General features: G+C 52.9%; 18 protein-coding genes. 6 read left to right on the top strand and 12 right to left on the bottom strand.

Annotated features, from left to right (window positions below; all coding sequences use genetic code 11):
- Positions 1–167: 167 nt before the first annotated feature.
- The 3 genes from AJE_RS07405 to AJE_RS07415 all read left to right on the top strand — a co-directional run bounded on the left by AJE_RS07405 (position 168) and on the right by AJE_RS07415 (position 2,786).
- Positions 168–917, top strand: coding sequence for a TrmH family RNA methyltransferase (locus AJE_RS07405; protein ID WP_008950327.1), 750 nt, complete (start codon positions 168–170; stop codon positions 915–917).
- A gap of 14 nt (positions 918–931) precedes the next feature.
- The gene (gene cysM / locus AJE_RS07410) at positions 932–1,816 is read left to right on the top strand and encodes a cysteine synthase CysM (RefSeq protein WP_008950328.1); all 885 of its coding nucleotides are present in this window, start codon (positions 932–934) and stop codon (positions 1,814–1,816) included.
- 73 nt (positions 1,817–1,889) lie between these two features.
- A complete protein-coding gene (locus AJE_RS07415) occupies positions 1,890–2,786 on the top strand; it encodes a DMT family transporter (RefSeq protein WP_237709322.1) in 897 nt (298 codons plus the stop codon).
- Here the strand turns inward: AJE_RS07415 and AJE_RS07420 are convergent.
- Entirely contained in the window at positions 2,783–4,765 is a 1,983-nt protein-coding gene (locus tag AJE_RS07420) for a PhoX family protein (RefSeq protein ID WP_008950330.1), read from the bottom strand. The genes AJE_RS07415 and AJE_RS07420 overlap by 4 nt on opposite strands.
- A 167-nt stretch (positions 4,766–4,932) precedes the next feature.
- Between AJE_RS07420 and AJE_RS07425 the strand changes: the two genes are divergently transcribed.
- Positions 4,933–5,406 carry a GNAT family N-acetyltransferase gene (locus AJE_RS07425; RefSeq protein WP_202799377.1) on the top strand — a complete coding sequence of 158 codons (474 nt, stop codon included), beginning with the start codon at positions 4,933–4,935 and terminating at the stop codon, positions 5,404–5,406.
- Positions 5,407–5,454: 48 nt separating this feature from the next.
- Here AJE_RS07425 and AJE_RS07430 read toward each other — a convergent pair whose 3' ends face one another.
- The 6 genes from AJE_RS07430 to AJE_RS07455 form a co-directional block, all read right to left on the bottom strand.
- Positions 5,455–6,252: a DUF4198 domain-containing protein gene (locus AJE_RS07430; protein WP_008950332.1), complete on the bottom strand. Its 798-nt coding sequence runs from the start codon at positions 6,250–6,252 to the stop codon at positions 5,455–5,457.
- A gap of 27 nt (positions 6,253–6,279) precedes the next feature.
- The gene (locus tag AJE_RS07435; RefSeq protein ID WP_008606617.1) at positions 6,280–6,771 is read right to left on the bottom strand and encodes a DUF2271 domain-containing protein; all 492 of its coding nucleotides are present in this window, start codon (positions 6,769–6,771) and stop codon (positions 6,280–6,282) included.
- A 26-nt stretch (positions 6,772–6,797) separates the two neighbouring features.
- A complete protein-coding gene (locus AJE_RS07440) occupies positions 6,798–7,424 on the bottom strand; it encodes a PepSY-associated TM helix domain-containing protein (protein WP_008950333.1) in 627 nt (208 codons plus the stop codon).
- Positions 7,411–9,843: a TonB-dependent receptor domain-containing protein gene (locus AJE_RS07445; protein WP_008950334.1), complete on the bottom strand. Its 2,433-nt coding sequence runs from the start codon at positions 9,841–9,843 to the stop codon at positions 7,411–7,413. Before AJE_RS07445 ends, AJE_RS07440 begins: the two co-directional genes overlap by 14 nt.
- A gap of 188 nt (positions 9,844–10,031) precedes the next feature.
- A complete protein-coding gene (locus tag AJE_RS07450) occupies positions 10,032–12,107 on the bottom strand; it encodes a TonB-dependent receptor family protein (protein ID WP_008950335.1) in 2,076 nt (691 codons plus the stop codon).
- 110 nt (positions 12,108–12,217) lie between these two features.
- The gene (locus AJE_RS07455) at positions 12,218–12,922 is read right to left on the bottom strand and encodes a 2OG-Fe(II) oxygenase (protein WP_008950336.1); all 705 of its coding nucleotides are present in this window, start codon (positions 12,920–12,922) and stop codon (positions 12,218–12,220) included.
- 15 nt (positions 12,923–12,937) lie between these two features.
- On the opposite strand from AJE_RS07455, the gene AJE_RS07460 reads away from it, so the two are divergent.
- Both AJE_RS07460 and ggt read left to right on the top strand, forming a co-directional pair.
- On the top strand, positions 12,938–13,339 hold the full coding sequence (locus AJE_RS07460; RefSeq protein ID WP_008606612.1) for an acyl-CoA thioesterase: 402 nt from the start codon (positions 12,938–12,940) through the stop codon (positions 13,337–13,339).
- Between the two features lie 74 nt (positions 13,340–13,413).
- Entirely contained in the window at positions 13,414–15,138 is a 1,725-nt protein-coding gene (ggt, locus tag AJE_RS07465) for a gamma-glutamyltransferase (RefSeq protein ID WP_008950337.1), read from the top strand.
- A 62-nt stretch (positions 15,139–15,200) separates the two neighbouring features.
- Here the strand turns inward: ggt and AJE_RS07470 are convergent, their stop codons facing one another.
- From AJE_RS07470 to AJE_RS07490, 5 genes are read right to left on the bottom strand one after another with little or no spacing between them, the layout of a single operon-like run.
- The gene (locus AJE_RS07470; protein WP_008950338.1) at positions 15,201–15,758 is read right to left on the bottom strand and encodes an acyl-CoA thioesterase; all 558 of its coding nucleotides are present in this window, start codon (positions 15,756–15,758) and stop codon (positions 15,201–15,203) included.
- A gap of 24 nt (positions 15,759–15,782) precedes the next feature.
- The gene (locus AJE_RS07475; RefSeq protein ID WP_008950339.1) at positions 15,783–16,139 is read right to left on the bottom strand and encodes a DUF2288 family protein; all 357 of its coding nucleotides are present in this window, start codon (positions 16,137–16,139) and stop codon (positions 15,783–15,785) included.
- Positions 16,140–16,163: 24 nt separating this feature from the next.
- The gene (locus tag AJE_RS07480) at positions 16,164–17,513 is read right to left on the bottom strand and encodes a sigma 54-interacting transcriptional regulator (RefSeq protein WP_008606606.1); all 1,350 of its coding nucleotides are present in this window, start codon (positions 17,511–17,513) and stop codon (positions 16,164–16,166) included.
- Entirely contained in the window at positions 17,500–18,108 is a 609-nt protein-coding gene (locus tag AJE_RS07485; RefSeq protein WP_008606605.1) for a hypothetical protein, read from the bottom strand. Before AJE_RS07485 ends, AJE_RS07480 begins: the two co-directional genes overlap by 14 nt.
- Positions 18,105–19,526 (bottom strand): sensor histidine kinase, encoded by a 1,422-nt coding sequence (locus AJE_RS07490; RefSeq protein WP_008606603.1) that lies wholly within the window; start codon positions 19,524–19,526, stop codon positions 18,105–18,107. Before AJE_RS07490 ends, AJE_RS07485 begins: the two co-directional genes overlap by 4 nt.
- Positions 19,527–19,673 lie beyond the last annotated feature (147 nt).

A 19,673-nucleotide genomic window follows, 5' to 3' on the forward strand; every position in this document is an offset into this window, starting at 1 on the left:
GCAGAGTAAGACGCCGTTTAAGCCGATAGGTTGCGTCGTCTTAACGAATAATTGGCACCGCTGGGCGCTAACTTCAAGGGTTAACGCAGAAAATAAACGAGAAAGTCAGACATCTTTGGCAAGACTGGTTAAAATAGCGCTATACCTCACAGCCCAGTTACAAGCGCATGATCAGTAATAAGTGGACCAAGCTCATTAAATCGCTGCACCTGAAAAAGCATCGTAAAGCCGAGCAACTGTTCTTCGTCGAAGGTGAGAAAGCGGTGTTGGAGCTGTTACAGTCAGACTGGCCGGTCGTCGCCTTATTTGCCACTGAAAGCTTTCTTTCCGCGCACGGTGTGCACAGTCAACGCGCTGAGCTACTGCAAAGCTGCAGCAGTAGCGAGCTGGAACGGGTGGGCACCTTTAGCAGCAATGATGCCGCCCTGGCGGTGGTACGGATACCGCAACGAAGTTTTAGCCCTCTAGCACCTCAAGAGTGGGTGCTGGTTTTGGACAGCATTAACGATCCGGGTAATCTCGGGACCATTATCCGGATTGCTGACTGGTATGGTATCCGGCATATCCTCTGCTCTGAGGACACTGCTGACGCCTTTAATCCGAAAGTGATAGCCGCAGCCAAGGGCTCATTTTTACGGGTACAGTTGCATTATCAGCCGCTGTTACCCTTGTTACAAGCTGCCGATCGGCCGGTTTATGGAGCGTATCTTGGTGGCGAATCTGTGCACCAACTCCGGATGTCGCACAGCGGTGGCTATATCGTACTGGGTAATGAAGCGAATGGTATCAGCGATGCAGTAGGCCGACATGTCAGCCGGAAGATCACCATTCCGGCCTTTGGCCAGGCTGAATCGCTGAATGTTGGTATTGCCTGCGCTATTATTTGCGATAATCTGCGTCGCCTCGGCGGCGCCTGAAACAGGAACTGCGTATGAATTTCCCGACTATTGAAGCCTATGTGGGCAATACGCCACTGGTACGTTTACAGCGGCTGGCGAACCATACCAACAGCACTGTACTGTGCAAGCTGGAAGGCAATAACCCGGCCGGCTCAGTAAAAGATCGGCCAGCGCTGAATATGATTGTGCAGGCCGAATTGCGTGGCACCATCAAGCCCGGCGATCGGATAATTGAAGCCACCAGCGGCAATACCGGCATCGCACTGGCAATGGCTGCCGCCATTAAAGGTTACCCGATGACGCTGATTATGCCGGCGAATGCCACCGAAGAGCGCAAAGCCTCGATGCGTGCTTATGGTGCCGAACTGATTCTGGTGACTAAAGAGCAGGGTATGGAAGGCGCGCGTGATTTAGCGCTGCAAATGCAGGCTGAAGGTAAGGGCATCGTACTGGACCAGTTTAATAATACCGATAATCCGGCGGCACATTATGTCAGTACCGGCCCGGAGTTATGGCAACAAACGAATGGCAGCATTACGCATTTTGTTTCCAGCATGGGCACCACCGGTACCATTATGGGCACCTCCCGCTATTTAAAGCAGCAAAATCCGGCGATTCAGATTATTGGCTTGCAACCGGCTGATGGCGCCAGTATTCCCGGCATCCGCCGCTGGCCCAAAGAATACCTGCCGGGCTTTTTTGAGCCTGAGCGCGTCGATCAAGTAATCGATATCTACCAAAAAGATGCCGAAGAGATGATGCGCCGGCTGGCCCGGGAAGAAGGCATCTGTGCCGGCGTCAGCTCAGGTGGCGCTGTCTATGCAGCGATCAAATTGGCAGAGCAGCAGGATAATGCGGTGATTGTAGCGATTATCTGTGATCGCGGTGACCGTTACTTATCATCCGGTATTTATTAGCATAAAATGTTCTTAAAGCCCGCACGCTAAACTACCGGCTGGCGGTATAATAAGGGCCTTTTCGGCTAAGTGAGTGGCCCTTTTGTCATACGAATATCTGGCGCTGCTGGCAGCTGCCTGCTGGGCCTTTGGCAGTTTATTGTCGGCGCAGGCCGCTACCCATTTAGGTGCCTTTGCCTTTACCCGCTATCGGATGCTGATTGCTATGTCGCTGTTATGGCTACTTAGCTTGCTCAGTGGCAGTTGGCAGACCTTAGCGTCAGCGCAGGTTTTGCTGCTGGTCCTATCCGGTGCTATCGGGATCTTTATTGGTGATACAGCCCTCTTTGCCGCGATGAATCGTCTTGGCCCGCGCCGGGCCGGTGTGTTGTTCGCAACCCATGCGCTGTTCTCCGTGCTGCTGGCGTACTTTTTTTTGGGTGAAACCCTGTGGGGACTGACCCTGGTTGGCGGCAGCCTGTTAGTCGGCGGCGTGATGATTGCCATCGCTTTTGGTAAACGCAAAGAGGAGCAACATCAGTGGGAAAGCAGCCAGCAAGGGCTGAAAATTGGCATAGCGTTGGCATTATTATCGGCACTGTGTCAGGCCGTTTCAACCCTGATGCTGAAACCGCTGATGGTACAGGGCCTGGATGCAATAGCCGGCTCTGCCGTGCGGATGAGCACCGGCTTTGCATTGCACCTGCTGGTTTGGTTACTGGGTTGGCGTATTGCGAAAAGCTATTTACCCCTGACACCGAAAATCTTCGGCTATGTGTTTATTAACGCCAGCCTGTCGATGGTACTGGGCATGACCTTAATTCTGCAGGCGCTAAAAAGTGGTGACGCCGGTATGGTGGCGCTGTTTTCCTCTGTTAGTCCGGTGTTGATTCTACCTATGTTATGGTTGGTATACCGCCGCCGGCCAGCCTGGGGCGCCTGGGCAGGCGCCGTGCTAACCGTAGCGGGTATCGCCTTATTGATCCGTTAACTACCGATGATACCGCCATCATCCTTGGTAATAATTACCGTTGCCGAGCGTGGCCTGCGGGTACCGCGATCCGGCCAGGTACTGCTAAAGCTGTACGGGCCAGATCCCTCCCCCGGATGCTGAATATTGACAAACATAGTTCGGCAGTCCGGCGTCATCACCACGCCGGTGATCTCACAGCCCACCGGCCCCACCAGGAAGCGTTTCATCTGATGCGTTGCCACATCGGCGACTAGCATCTGGTTGTTACCAAAGGCCCCACCACTGAGCTGACTGCCCGACATATCGGTCTGGATCCACAATAAGCCATTGGGGTCAAACCAAAGCCCGTCCGGCGAGGCATGGTGATTCTCAGCGGTCAACATAAACTGATGCTGCGGCGTGTAGGTAAAGACGTCGCCACTTAGCATAAAGATATCCCAGTTAAAGCGCTGCTGTGCCTGCTCACGCCAACGGATAATGTGGCCCTGGCTATTGCTGGCTCGCGGATTGGCGGCATTGAGCTGTGAGCTATGCCGTTGATCATTGTTAGTCAGCGTAAAATATACTTCGCCGGTTTGCGGGTGCACCGCGCCCCATTCCGGCCGGTCCATTTTGGTAGCTCCTGCGATATCAGCCGCTAACCGGGTATTTAACAGCACATCAGCCTGATCACTGAACTCGACCTTGGCCGCCTCGGCCTTGGCCCGGAAGTCGGCATCTGCCAGGTCCAGCGGCAGCCATTCACCGCTGCCATCGTCATTAAAGCGGGCGGCATAGAGGGTGCCGTTATCCAGCAGATGCGGACCGGCCGTTGCCGGATCATAGAGCTCTTTAGATACAAATTTATAGATATACTCAAAACGTGAGTCGTCGCCGGAATAGGCGACCAGCGGCTTGCCGGCTTCTGCTTTGGCGAAAATCACGCCTTCATGGGCAAAGCGCCCCATGGCCGTGTGCTTAACCGGTACACTGCCCGGGTTAAAGGGGTCAATCTCAACAATCCAGCCAAAGGTGTTGGGCTCATGCCGGAAATCCTGCTCCGCAGTTTCGGCAACCGCTGATGCATCAAAACGCGCCAGCACCTGATCCTGCCTGGCCGCCGTTTCCCAATGCATAATGCTATTAAAATCTGACACGCTATAACGGCGATGCTCACGCGGCATCCGCTGATCACGGTTTACAAACAGCAGCGCCCAGTTCTCTTCGCAGGTCAGATAGGTGCCCCAGGGGGTGACACCATGCGAACAATTATTCAGCGTGCCGCGGGTGGCGGTGCCGTCCGGGCTGTACTGAGTGCGAACCTTGGCGTGACCGCGCACCGGGCCGGTCAGCTGCATCGGTGTCATGCCAGTGATCCGACGATTGTACTGACTGCCGCCAACCAGTTGCCACTGACCACTGTCATCACGTTTGATATGGGCCACACTAACGCCGTGTGCCGCCAGCTCCTTATGCACCTCTTCCGCCTGCCGCGGTAAGCCGGCACCACCAAAGGCGTGCAGGATCATCGGATCACAGTATTCGTGGTTCATTACCAGTAAACCTTCGCCCGAGTCCGTGCCACCATCCTTTAAATCAATCGGGAAGAAGTGCATGCCATCATGGTGCGAGCCAATTTGTTTTTCCTGATCGGCGGCGGTATTAGTGCCATCCGCTTTATAGGGCGCCGCGCCGTCCAGTAGCGGTGTGCCCCAGGGTAAAAATGGCTTAGCAGTGTAACCCGTTGGCACAGTGACACTGTCAAAACGGTTTACCGCCACAGCCTCAAAGCCCATTAAACCCTGTTTGACTGCCGAACTAACGGCGCTAACCTTAGTATCGCAACCTACCAGGCTAGTACCAATAAAACTGCCGACCGCAAGTGCCATGGCACCGCGCAAAAACTGGCGCCGATCTAATCGCTGCGCGACGACTTGCTGAAAACTGGGGTTATCAGAAAAGTTTGCCTGTGGCTCAACGCCAGAAATATCGTAGTTTACTTGCTGAGATTTAGTCATTCACGTTCGCCATCATTATCATTCGGGAAAATAGTCGTAATATGCCAGCAGTTGATTGCAAATTTGTGACGACCAAGGCTATGCTCGGGCTATTTCGCAGCACAGCGGGCTGGTCGCCGGCTAGTCTGCTTTGCTATAGTAAAAAAGAGTAAACCAGAGGAACCCAAATGATGCAATGGCAGGTGTTGACCTTCGACGAGCTGGACACGCGAACCCTGTACTCCCTTTTGCAATTGCGGGTGGATGTATTTGTCGTCGAACAAAACTGTCCCTATCCGGAGTTAGATGAAAAGGATTTAGAGCCGCAAAGTCGCCATGTGCTGCTGAAGAAAGGCGACAAGGTGATTGCTTATGCCAGAGTACTGGCCCCCAACGTCAGCTTTGCCGGCTATCCGGGCATTGGCCGGGTTTGTGTGTCACAAACGGCACGCCGCTTGGGGCTTGGCAGGGTGTTAGTAGAGCGTACGCTGGCGGTGGCCAATGAACTGTGGCCGGCAACGGATATTTATATTTCAGCCCAGTGTTATTTGCAGCGGTTTTATGAAGATCTCGGTTTCCGTGCCGCCAGCGAGCCCTACCTGGAAGACGATATACCGCATTTACAGATGATAAAGTACTTCCAGCACGCTGCGACAGCATAAAGTGCGACGACGGCAGTCTGCACAGACAGCCGTCACCGCAACCCCCCGTTAAGGTAAGCCGACTTCAAAAGTCAGGGTCAGTGTCGCCCGGCTCTGATCTGCCAGTTCAGTCTTTTCTGCTGACTGATAGCTGGCCTCGATCAGGTAACGACCGGCTTGCGTCGGGGTAAAAGCCAGTTTGCCCGCCGCATCCGTTTCCAGCATCTGCCGCCCGGCCGCATTACGGTATAACTCATCCTGCTGAGAAAGCTCTACCTTAACACCGGCAGCGGGTTTGCCGTCCATTAGCAGTTGCCATTCAATCTTATCCTCTGCCACATAATCCGCCGGATGGGTAATAAAGTTCAGTTCAAAGCCATCCCCTTTCGGGTCCAGCGCAGTGCGATTCGGTGCCTTTACCGTCACCACCGCCAGGGCTTTACTCTGCCCCCGGCTGGTCGTCACCTTAGTCGCGCCAGCCGGTAGCTCTTTAGCCGCCGCCCGCTTATCCGCCATAATGCGCTTACGCTCGCCGTTCACCTCAAACATAGTGAAGTAGCGCGCCGGGCCACCATTTTCAATCAGGTAAGTGCCTTCCTGCACCAGCTGATGGTCGGCCTGGGATTTGCGTTTGCCCTGATAACTCTGACTAAACTTATGCCGGCTGCCATCAGGAAACACCAGGCTCAGATTGTCAGGCGATACCCCTTTATCGGCGACAAAGGTCATATTGGCGGCAGACACATCGACCGAAATCCAGGTGTCTTCGCCTGATAACACAAAATGACTTGGCATCACCCACAGGGTATGGGCCAGACTCGCCTGGCTAAAAAGTGCCAGCATGGCAGCAGTAAGTAAGTTCTTCATCGCTATATCCTTCTTCTGTTTAGTCACTTATTTAAGCGTCAGCGTCAACGGTCCCAGCTCTTCAGCCGCCGCCGCATTCAGTTGTTGTGGTTGACCATTTAACTGAAAATCAATTTTTTGCAGGCTACGCCCGCCCTGCTCCCGCGAGGCTTCAACATAGAGCGTATAAGCACCAGGGGCCAGCGCCTGCCCCTGATCATCGGTGCCGTCCCAGCTTAACCGGTACTGACCGGGGGTGCGGGTGGCACCGGTCATCGCATCAACCAGCGCAGTATCACTACGGCCGATTTTGCGCCAGAAGCGGCGGATATCTTTTAGCCAGTCAGGCTCCTTACGCCACAGGGCAATCAGTTTTACCGGTTGCTGCTGGGCGTCTTCCACCCAGACAGCGACATAAGGCCGGTAGTACTGCGCCGTAGCAATCTCGGGGATCGTCAGCACAATGTCGGCCTGTGCCGCCGACAGCGGCTGGCTGCCCAGGCCGAGCAGCAATGCCAGGGCAAATAGCGGTTTTCTCACAATGTTCTCCTTGTTAATGATCGGCTTTAGTGAAAGGCCAGCAGATACGCCAGCACGGCCATCACGCCGCCAAGCACAGCCAGGGCGTTACCTAACTGCTTTTTCGATGGCATTTTCAGCAACAGATAAAAACCAGTCAGCGCAAACAACAGGCAGGCGATGGCGGTAATGTCAATCAGGGCTTTCCATAAGGCACCGCTATCCCGCCCCTTATGCAGGTCATTCGCCAACGCCAGATAGCCGTTAAACTGTTGTTCCAGCTCTATTTCTGCGGCAGCAAAGTCCACCAGGGCGACGGCAAAACCCGCTGGTCGTTTAAAGCTCAGCTCCAGGGTTTGTTCATCGCTGTCAAACCGGGCCTGCCAGCTTATGCCAGCAACGCCCTGAGTGCGTTGCAGCCAATCCACCAGCGTTGTTGCATACTCCTGCTGCTGTGTGACCAGCGGCCAATGCTGCAGGGGCTCAGGCAGCGGCAACTGCTGCAACTGCTGTCGCGCCCCCCAATTGCTTTGCCAGTCCGGATGATTAAGGGTGATGCCGGTAATGGAGAAAAACAGCAGTAACAACAACACCCACATTGCACTGTAGGTGTGTAAGGCGCGCATCAGGCGCGCCATGGCTGCTGCCGGCTTCTTACGGTTAGAAGCGGACATTCATCCCCACCCAGTAATTACGGCTTTTATCTTTGTTGTTGTAATCATCAACAAAGGCGGCACTGTAACCGTTCTGGCCACTGCTATCGCGAACACAGCTGGCGGCGGTATCATTACACTCAGTAAACACGATGTTGTATGAGGTAAAGTCTTTATCCAGCAGGTTATTGATGCGGAAATTAAAACTCACCGCATCGCTGGCCTGATAAGCCGCACCCAGATGCAGCACGTTATAGCCTTTAAAGTACAGCGCTTCGTTGTTCACGGTATCCCAGGAGCGGTAGCGCCGGTCGCGGTACTCAGAAGTTAAGAACAGATTTAATGTATCACTGGCCTGCCAGCTTAATGTCAGGTTAGCCATATGTTTGGCGGTATTACCCAGCGGACGGCCTTTTAACGCACCACTTTTCTGTTCGCTATCGGTATAGGTATAGTTTGCACGCAGCGCCAGTTGCGCCAGCAACTCGACCCGGCCCGCCAGCTCAGCGCCCTGAATAGTGACCTTGTCAATATTGACGGTCTTACTGCTGGTGGCATAACCCAGTTCGGCAAATTCACCGGTTTCAGTACAGACAATACTCGTACCCGCACCGCAAGGCTGGGATGCGAGCTTGTCATCAAAATCGTTTTTAAACACTGTGGCGTTAACGTTATGCCCGTTTGGATGACTCCAATACACCGCCAGCTCGGTCGATACACTGGTTTCCGGTTTTAAATCCGGGTTACCAAACATCGGCGAGGTGCCCTGACCGCCGAAACCGACTACGCCATCATACAACTGAGTAGTTTTAGGTGTTTTAAAGCCGGTACTGACGCCACCTTTAATGGTCCAGGCATCGCTTAGCGTATAAACACCATAGACTCTCGGACTTAACTGATTACCAAAGACTTGATGATCATCGTGCCGCAGGCCAGCAGTTAGCGAGAAAGCGCCGGTCAGATCCCAGGTATCTTCAGCAAATAGGGACCACATATTATGTTTCTGTACTGCCCCCGGAGTGCCGCTTTCAATCCCAAAAACGCCATCCTCCAGTTCACCACGGATCAGTTGCGCCCCCATAACCATGGTATGCCGTCCGGCGGCTTCAAACGGAAAGTCGACTTTCAGGTCCAGGGTATACTGATTGCTATTCATCACCCGCTTCGGTCGCGGCAGGAAGGTCGCTTCCGCCAATGCTTTACGCTGCGCTTCGGTTAAACCAGTGTAAGACCCCGTGCCATCAATCATTTGCAGCAGCAACGCCCGCTCTGCCACACTAAAAGGCAGAGTTCGACCGTTGTTATTAGTATCGACATAAGAGAGCGAGATAAAGCTGTTGAGCTGGTCCCATTTGCCTTCATGAGTCAGCGACCAGGTATCACGGGTAAACTCCTGGGTTTCACTGTAGCCGACCTGAGGGTTAGCGCGCCGCGCCCAGGTGCCGCCACTTTGTACGCAAGCCGCTTCACGACTACCGACACCGTTTTTACAGAAAAAGCCGGCCGCCCAGATGGTATTGATATTATCTACAGTACCGAGCGGGAATTCGCGCACGCCATTAGCATTAATAAAGGGCGTATTGTCATAGTCCTGCGTTGAAGACTCGATATCAAACCAAATCGTCTGCTGCGCGGTCGGCGTCCAGCTTAAACGCCCACCCAGTACCCGGTTTTCGTTATCTACGGTTTTGCCACCACCGCCAAAACCCAGCGAGCGGGTGCGAGTTTCACCATTTGGATAAACGACAGGCGCATACTCTGGCGTCGAACTTAGACGATTATAGACGCTGCCGCGTACTGCCATGCCCAATACACCGGGGATCAACGGGCCCATTACGTTAAAGTCGGTGGTAATATCATCGCCGTAAGCACTGTCGCTTTGTTTTGAACGGCTATGGGTCACAGAGCCGCTCCAGTTTTCGGTGACCTTTTTGGTAATAATATTGATCACGCCGCCCAGCGCATCGGCGCCATACAGGGTTGACGCCGGGCCGCGGATCACCTCAATCCGATCAATGGCATCCAGCGGTGGAATATGGCCAAACTGATTGCCAGCAAAAGCATTCGGATAGATATCGCCATGGTTATTCTGCCGCTTACCGTCAACCAGGGTCAGGGTATAATCCGCGCCCATACCGCGCAGGCTAATGGTACCCTGGCCGGTTTTATCGCGCGTTTCACCAATGTCGACACCTTCCAGATCTCTAACTGCATCTAACAGTGTGGTGTAGGGCCGCGCCCGCAACTCTTCCTGAGTAATCACCGAGATACTGGCCGGTGCATCCACCAGCTTCTGTTCGTAACCCGAGGCTGTTACCACGATCACCTCTATATGGCTACCGGCCGCCTCTTCCGCTTGGGTAACTGGACTACTCAGCGCACTGGCGATAGCCAGCGCCAAAGCACTTTGACGAAGCAGTGACTTATCAGCAAACAACATTAACCTAACTCCTGTAATGGCTTCCCGCCCTAAAAGATGGTGCAAATGATAACCATTATCATTATTAAGATCAATATCGATAATGAGGATTGTTGTGATTTAGGGAACTTTTTTAAGCTGGATAAACAGCAATAGTGGTTCATAAAAAAGCCCGCACAAAGCGGGCTTAGTCATACCAATGTTTAGCTTTAGAAGCGGTAACGGAAACCGGCTTCAAAGGCGCGCTCAGGACCAACATAGATCCCCTGACGCAGACCTGCGATATACTGCTTATCGGTCAGATTCTTCACTGAGCCATAAACAGTAAAGCCTTCAAAAGCAGTATATTGCGCCAGTAAATCATAGACAGTGTAAGCCGGTAATAAGCCACCCCAGATACCGCCTGCCGCATTAGCCGGAATATCGACGCGGTTGCTTGGATCACCGAATTGCTCACCACGGTGGTGTGCAGTCAACGCAACACTAAAAGCATCAGCGCTGTAGCTTAAGGCCACATTAGCCAGCACCTTGGGCGCATATGGCAGGCGGTTGCCAGCATTGACACCCGTTTTAAACTCAGAAGTCGGCACCCAGGTCGCATTGGTATCTAAGCGGAAACCAGCACCCAGATTATAACCAAACAGGAACTCCATACCGGTATGCTCGGTTTTACCGGCATTGGATTGTGACAGGTTGGGATCACTGTTACCGGTAACGACCTGATTGGCAAAGTCCATATAGAAAGCCGATACTTCGTAGTTAGCCGCACCCACTGTGCCACGTAAGCCCAGCTCATAGTTAACTGAACGTTCACCATCTAACTGCTGATCGGTTAAACCATCCAGTGCGACACCATTTGATGCTGGCGAGAAAGCGCGATACACACCACCGTATAATTGTGCATTCGCAGTTAACTCGTAGGTTGCGCCTACGCCTGGTAGCAATTCGGTGTTAGAGGTCTTAGCACTGTCACCATTCTGCGTCAGGATGGTGCGTTTTTGCTCATAAGACTCAACCCTTAAACCTGGGGTAACGGCAAAGGCATCAGTCAGCTGAATACGGCTTTGCGCATAACCGGCGACACTATTAGCAGAATCAATAATATGACGGTCATTGGTACCTGAGCGGTCAGCCGCGCGGGTCGCCCGGATCCGGGTGTCATTTGATTTTTCTTCCATCAGGCGCAGGCCAAACTCGGTAGCGGCAGCATAACCAAACAGTTGTTGATCAAAGCTTAACCGGCTTTCAATGCCCAAACGTTCAAAACTACGGTTGTTACCGACGATATTATTGGTGTAAACCCAACGCCCTGCGATATTCGAGGCGGCAGTATTGGCGTCATAACGCCAGTAATCGCGGGTCGTATTACTCCAGTAAACCAAGGTGTTTAATTTGGCATTATTATCAAATACATATTCATGGTTCAGGTCAAAAGCCGTGCGATCGGTCAGATACCAGTCATCCGGTGCCGGGTTGTTACGCTCACCATTCAGGTATTGCTGCAGCAAAAGTCCACGATAGGAAATATTGGCCTCATTTTCATGATAGGCAAATTTAATCCCGACTTTTTGCTTATCGCTAATGGCTAAACCGGCTTTAACCATCACATCAGACATATCGTAACCCTTGTCCATAAAGCCATCGCTCTTGGCTTTAGTGGCCACCACGCCTAAGAAGGCATCTTCGGCCTGGTTTTTAGCACCGGCTTCCAGTGTCATCTCACGTAGATTGAAAGAACCGGCGCGGGCAGACAGCTGTACACCATCAGTAGGAGTTTTGGTGATATAGTTTACTACGCCACCGATAGTCGAAGGGCCATAACGTAAAGAGGCCGAACCTTTTAACACTTCAACCGACTCCACCCGCTGAATACGGGTGTTAAAGTAGCGATCATTACCGATAAATAAGCCTGGTGCTACCGGTACGCCATCTTCCAGTAATAAGGATTTGGATTCACTGGCAGACAAGCCACGAATACCGAAATTCGCAACAATGGAGGTCTCTTCTTCACCTTTAATATTGATACCTGGTACCCGGCGCAAAACATCCTCTGTCGACAGTGGCTGCACCTGCTCAATCTGGGCGCGGTCGATCAGGATCACCGACCCGGTTTCATCAAAACGATGCAGCTGCTGATCACCCTTGACCCGGATCACCTCAATAGAGGGCATCACTTTTTCTGCACTACTTTCTGCGGCAGCTTCTTCCGCAGCTGCAGCCATGCTCACCACACCTAAAGATAGCGCCACGGCTAAAGCCACGGGCTGACGTTTAGTCGACAACATAAAACCTCTCCTGGATAATCATGATGTATGAAATTGCCGCGCATCTTAGCAATTAAAAACTCAAACAGCAATTGTTATCATTTGGCTTTATGATTGTTTTACTGTCACTATTACTTTGTGGGTAGCCCGTACAGGGTTTCGGCCCGTTGCAGTAAAATCCAACTGGTCAGTATGTACTTGTCACCGGATACCGGGATGCAGCCGCGATGAGTGTGGGTAAAATAGGCCGGCGCTATTACCATGCGGCCAGCTTTCGGTTGAATACGCTGCTGCTGATAATAAAACTCGGTCTCGCCGCCTTCGGCTACATCATTCAGATAGAACATAAACAGCAAGCTACGGTGCAACGGTTCATTGTCCGGCAGCTGGGGGTAAACCTCGCAATGCCAGTAGTTGTAGTTGCCCTTACCGGCGGCATATTTTTGCGCCTGAATAGGCCCCAGCCGGTACAGGGTACGCATAAAATCAAAGGTTTGTTGCTCACTAAACTGGCTGAAATTTTCATGGGTGACCGGCAAGGGGGCGCCACTGACCGGATCCTGGGTGGTGATGCCCACAGGCGCAATCAAGGCAAAATGGTACTTCTGAAAATACTGATGTGCATAGTGGGTGGTAACCTGAATAATCTGCTGTAATAACGCCTGGTACTCAGCATGCTCATTCAGATACAGATCGGTACTGATTTTTTTGCTGGTATCAACGCCTGCGCCGGTACGGCCGGTTTGCGTATGCGGGCTTTGCTCAAAGGTGCTAATCAGCTGTTGGCAAAGTGCCGAGCTTAACGCATTATCATACACTTCAATAAAATTGGTCATTACAAGGTCCTACTGATGTTTACCGAGGTTATCCAGCCCCGTTTTTCTGATACTGATGCCTTAGGGCATATTAATAACACGGTGTTTGCCGTCTGGTTTGAAAGCGCCCGCCAGCCGGTGTTCCGAATCTTTACCCCAGATCTGGACGTTAAAAAATGGGCTTTGATTATTGCCGGTATTCAACTGAATTACCATGCCCAGACCCATTATGGCCAGCCGGTAGAAATTCGAACCTGGATCAGTGAAGTGGGTAATCGCTCGTTTAAGGTGTATCAGGAAGCCTGGCAAAACGGCCAGAAAACGGTATCGGGCACTGCCGCCATGGTGAAATTTGATTATCAACAGCAACAGGCGGCGTTGTTAACCGAACAGGAACGCCAACAGCTAAGTGCCCACCCGCTTAACGCCGAAAACTAACCACTGAGCGAAAGCCGCTGGTATGCGTATTAACAACTGCTTAAGTTTAACCAAAACCACAGGGGATAAAATTTATGCAGCAAACACTGTTAACGCTGGCGCTGGGGCTAAGTATCACCGCCTCGCCGCTGGTACAGGCTTTCGATCGCATTACCGGTAAAGACTTTGCCAGCCGCTCCGAAGTGATCGCAACAGAAGCTATGGCGGCCACCAGCCACCCACTGGCAACCCAGATTGCATTGGATATTATGAAACAAGGCGGCAACGCAATTGATGCCGCCATTGCCGCCAATGCGGCCCTGGGTTTAATGGAGCCGACCGGTAATGGCATTGGTGGTGATCTCTACGCCATGATCTGGGATGCCAAAACCGGCAAGCTCTATGGGCTAAATGCCTCTGGCCGCTCGCCGCTGGGATTAAGTTATGACACCTTAAAGGCCGAGCTGGATAAACTGGGCCGCAGCGATTTACCACCCCATGGCATGCTGCCAATTAGCGTGCCCGGTACTATCGATGGCTGGTTTGAAATGCACCAGAAATTCGGTAAGCTGCCAATGCCACAGCTGCTACAACCCACTATCGATTACGCCGAAAAAGGTTTCCCGGTTACTGAACTAATCGCCTACTATTGGGATCGCAGTGTGCCAGTGTTAAGCCCACAACCCGGCGATTTTAAAGGCAGCTTTACCATTAATGGTAAGGCGCCAGCTAAGGGCCAGATTTTTAAGAACCCGGGCCTGGCGTACACGCTACGCACCGTCGCCAAAGACGGTCGTGATGCTTTTTACCGGGGCGAAATTACCCGCAAAATCGATAAATTTATGACTGAAAACGGTGGCTATCTGCGCTTTGCCGACTTTGCCAATCACCGTTCGGACTGGGTAGAGCCGGTGGGCGTCGACTATAAAGGCTATACCCTTTGGGAGTTGCCGCCAAACGGCCAGGGTATTGCTGCCTTACAAATGCTGCAAATACTCAAGAACTTTGATCTGGCCGCCCTCGGTTTTAACAGCCCGGAAAGCATCCACCTGATGGTAGAAGCAAAAAAACTGGCCTTTGAAGATCGCGCCAAGTTTTATGCCGATATGGACTTTTACAAAACACCAATCAGCAAACTGATTTCTGAGGAATACGGCCGCGAGCGCGCCAAGCTGATTAGCCAACGTGCCGCCCAGCGCGTCGATGCCGGCAACCCGCATCTGTATGAAGGCGATACCATCTATATGACCACCGCCGATAAAGACGGCAATATGGTGTCATTAATTCAGAGCAACTACCGTGGCATGGGCTCTGGCGTGGTGGTGCCGGGCTTAGGCTTTGTGTTCCAGGATCGTGGCCAGTTGTTCTCGATGGATAAAAATCACGCCAACGTCTATGAGCCTGGTAAGCGTGCCTTTAATACCATTATTCCGGCCTTTGTGACCAAGGACGGCAAGCCGCTGATCAGCTATGGCGTAATGGGCGGCGCCATGCAGCCGCAGGGCCATGTGCAAATTCTGGTCAATATGGTGGATTTTGGTATGAACCTGCAGGAAGCCGGTGATGCCGCCCGTTGGCAGCATCTGGGCAGCACTGAACCTACGGACGGCCAGGATGCCTATCTGAAAAACGGTGGCTATATTGAGGTTGAGCGCGGCATCCCGTTTGAAACGGTACGCGAGCTGCAAAAGCGTGGTCATGATGTGCGTTATGGCTTAGGTGGCTATGGTGGCTATCAGGCGATTATGAAAGACCATGTCAATGGTGTTTGGATCGGCGCCTCCGAATCCCGTAAAGATGGTCAGGCCGCGGGTTACTAACGCCGGCACCTGCTGTGGTTTTCTGCAAATCAGGGCGGCTCATGGCCGCCCTTTTTTATAGGTTAAATCACCAATTCTACTCTGGCATCATGATGTTGGCGGATTTCGCAGACTGCCTGCTCCAGACAGCCGGCAAAGGGCTCGGCCGACGCCGGTTTTTGCTTGCGCAGTTCAATACGCTCGGCGGCTTTCAGGTACCGCATCACTTCTTCCTTGCTACGCAGGATCAAGCGTGGCACCGCCACCGGCTTGCCGGTATCCGCGTCCTTGGCAATCATCGTAAAGTACGACGAGTTACAATGCTTTATCTGACCGGTTTGAATATTCTGCGCTTCAACCCGGATCCCGACCACCATTGAGCTGGTACCGACATAGTTCACCGAAGCATTCAGTGTCACCAACTCCCCGACTTCGATCGGACTGAGAAAATCCACCCGGTCCACCGACGCCGTGACACAGTATTTACCACTAAATTTAGAGCCACAGGCAAAGGCGATCTGGTCCATCAGCGATAGCAGATAGCCACCGTGGATCTTACCGCTAAAGTTGGAGTGGGAGGGTAACATCAACTGCGACAGCGTAATGTGAGAACAGGCAACGGTTTTATAGTCCAGGCTCATAACAGGCTCCTGCGCAGGTAGGGGTTAATTTAACTGTTGCGGTAATGGCTTATCCTGCACCAGAACCCAGGGTGAAATGACCACGGCCCACAGTTCGGCCTGTTGCTGATACCATTGCTGCGCTTGCTGTTCGCTGGTACGAACCACCTGAGCATTTTGCAACCACTGCGCAACCTGCTGCTTATCATCGCGACTAAACGCAAAGGCCACGTCAATCAAATCCAGCTCGGCTGCGACGCTAATCACACTGCCGGCGGCATAAAACTTTTGCAGCTCCAGCCAACTGATCCGCGCTGTTTCACTAACAATTTTCGCCCGGATCAGCGCCGGATCTTCTGCTTCTTCGGCCAGCCAGGCATCAGACGGAGTGGGTTTATTCATCTTTGTTTCTTCCTTCGCAGTGCCCTATTCCAGCTCATCACCCTGTTCGGCGACCTGCTGGGCACTGAGTTCATGTTTCTTCAGCAACTTATAAAAATCGGTACGATTACGACCCGCCAGTTCGGCGGCCCGGGTGACATTGCCTTCGGTCATTTGCAATACCCGGATCAGATACTGGCGTTCAAACTGGTCGCGCGCTTCGATTAGCGTAGGCCAATAACTGCTATTCTGCGATAACGCCTGCTCTACTAAGGACGCTGAAATCACCGGGCTCTGGGTTAAGGCGACACATTGTTCAATCACATTGACCAGTTGCCGCACATTACCGGGCCATTTTGCGGTAGCCAGCAGCTGCAGGGCATCATCGGAGAAGCGGGTCACCTTTACATGATGCCGCTCGGCACTTTGCTGCAACACATGGCGCGCTAACAGCGGGATATCTTCTGCCCGTTGCTCTAACGTCGGCAGTGGCAGGTTTACCACATTTAACCGATAGTACAGATCTTCGCGGAAGCTGCCGTCGGCCATCGCCTGTTGTAAATCCCGGTGCGTGGCAGACAACACCCGCACATTGATCGGGATCGTTTTAGCACTGCCTACCGGCCGGATTTGCCGCTCCTGCAGCGCACGCAGTAATTTTACCTGTAAAGCTACCGGCATATCGCCAATTTCATCCAAAAACAGGGTACCACCATCTGCTTCGCGGAATAAACCAGCATGCTCAGTAACCGCGCCGGTAAAGGCCCCTTTACTGTGACCAAACAGCTCAGACTCCAGCAAATGCTCAGGTAGGGCGCCGCAGTTAATCGCGACAAAAGGCTTAGCGGCCCGAGGGCTGGCGTTGTGAATAGCTTTGGCCAACAATTCCTTACCGGTACCACTGGCACCGGTGATCAGTACGCTGACATCCCGCTGCGCCACCCGGTACGCTTGCTCCAGCACATTTTGCATCAGCGGGCTGCGGGTAATAATGGCCTCGCGCCATTGCTCCTGCTCCGGTAAGGATTGATTCAGCGCGCGTTGCAATACTTCGCGCAGCTCAGCCGGGTTCAGAGGCTTGGTCAGAAAGCCAAACACGCCGCGCTGCGTGGCAGCGACCGCCTCCGGAATAGAGCCATGCGCCGTCATCAGGATCACCGGAACGCCTTTGTAACGTTTAGCAATTTCATCAAACAGGCTCATGCCATCCAGTCCGGGCATCCGCAGATCACTTAACACCACGTCGACACTCTGTTTCGCCAGCAGCGTCAGCGCCGTTTCAGCGCTGTCAGCATTAATCACCTGATAGCCTTCGCCTTCCAGACGCAGGGTTAACAGCCGCAGTAAACTCGGATCATCATCGACCAACAATAAGCGAGGGTTATCCCGGGCCATTATTGCCTCCGTTATTTTCCACCGGTTGCTGGTTTAACTCGGCCTCGATTTGGGTCAGGGCATCAATTTTCTTCTGCAATTCCCGGTTGGTTTTTTGCAGCCGCTCTAACTGGTCCAATTGCTGGGCATTTAAACGGGTAACGGCACTGACTGCCGATTCAGCTTCCAATAACTTCTGATTATAGGTTAGCTCCCAGCTAAAGATCGCAGCCAGACGCGGCGGGAAACTCAGCAGCATCTCGGCTAATTGCGTTTGTACCTTAAAGCGGCTGACATAGGGCATATCCGGGTGCAGCGATAACAGCGCGAACTGGAATTGCGCTACCTCGTCCGGTTCCGCCAGTTGCAGTAAACGCTGCCGCTCAGCCTCAGGCTCAGCCAGAATGCTTTGTTTATAATCCAGCCAGGCTTGCAACGTTGCCGGCTCATCGGTAAATTTTAGCAGGTCAAGCAACTGCGGTTCTTCCTGCAGCGCCGGCTCTGGCTGCTCCGGCATCACTTCAAGCTGCGGCTCGGCTGGCGGCGGTGCCGGCGGCGGCGTAACCTGACAGGCTGATAACAGCGCCAGTGACGCGACCCAGACTAAATTTTTCATACCATTTTTTCTCCTGAAAGCGGCAACCTGACCCGGATACAGACATCGGCATAGACGACGTCAACAATATCCGCATGCCCGCCAAGCAAGCGGGCGCAGTCTGCTACTATCGACAGCCCCAGCCCCGAACCCTGCACTGCATCAAAACGTGGGGTCGTGCCCCGCTGGAAAGGTTCAAATAATTTCTCACGCAGTGCCACTGGGATCGGGGTGCCATTATTCGCCACCTCCAATACCACGGATTCGTCCTGCCGGTATAATTTCACCCAAACCGGACTGCCTTCGGCGCCATAGGCCTGGGCGTTATTAATCAGATTATCCAGAATGCGCCGAAACAAGGTGGCATCAGTACAAAGTGAACTGAGCTGACAATCAAGCTTCACCTGTTGCTGGCGTTGTTGTAGTGATAACGCATGGTCACTAAAACACTCCTGCATCAGTTGCTGTGGCACCACCTGGCTCCAATTCGGCTGGGCTTGTTGTAGCAGGCGGTTATAGTCGAGTAGCTGCTCGGTTAACACGCTGAGCCGGTCGGCACTGCCATTCAGCAAACTGACAACTTCCTGCTGCTGCGGATTGAGCGGACCGACCAACTGCTCGGTTAACAGGGCGCAGCCTTCGCGAATGCTGGAAAGTGGTGTTTTTAGCTCGTGTGAGGCATGGCGCAGCAACACCAGCCGTAAGGCTTCTAATTGCTGCAGGCGCGAACTCAGCCAGCGTAATTGCTCACCCAGCTCGGCCAGTTCCCGCGGCCCGCGCAGTTTTTCATCCGGAAACTGATGCTTTGGCTGCGCAATGGCCCGGATCATCCGGTCCAGCTTCTGTACCGGCGCCGTGATCCGGCCCGAGGCCCATAACACCAAGAGTAAGGTGAGTAACACCAGAGCAAAGGTTTCCCAGGCCAGCTGTTGCTGGGTTTTCGCGACCTGCTGTTGCTGATTCTCCAGTTGCCGCTCTAACAGGTCCCAGATTTCTTTGGTGATTTGCTGTTGCTGGGTACGCACTTGCAGCAGTAAGGCTTCTGGCACTTCGCTGGTCGGTTCAATAAACTTTAATCTGAGGCTTTGCAAAGCATCGCGCTGACTCTGACATAACGCCAATTCGGGTAAACTGCGACAGAGCTGAGCTAACAGCTGTAGTTGATTGTCGATATGGTTTAAAGCCAGCCGCTGCAGCGCCTCAGTGCGCACCACCGCATACTGGCGCACCGCCCGCTCGATATCGACTACCAGGCTTTGCATACTTTCTGCCTGGCGCACTGTCGACACTGCCTGCTCGGCCGAGGTAATGGCATAATTACTGACACCACTTAGGGATTTATTACTCTGCCACAATAAAACTCCGACTGGGATCAGGGCCAGAAAAAAGCTTAGCAGTACTAACTGTCGCAATGACGCCGTTTGAATGGAAAAGCGCATGGGCTCCACCCTCAGAGAATTCTGACTTTAGTTTACTGAAAATTCAGGGCCTTGTATTGCCGTTAGCCGTATAAATTAGCTGCTACGGGCAAAAAAAAGGCCAGTACTAAGACTGGCCAAGGCAGATTCAGCTCAACAGCTGATCTA

The organism is Alishewanella jeotgali KCTC 22429, from assembly GCF_000245735.1.
GTDB classification, from domain to species: Bacteria; Pseudomonadota; Gammaproteobacteria; order Enterobacterales; family Alteromonadaceae; genus Alishewanella; species Alishewanella jeotgali.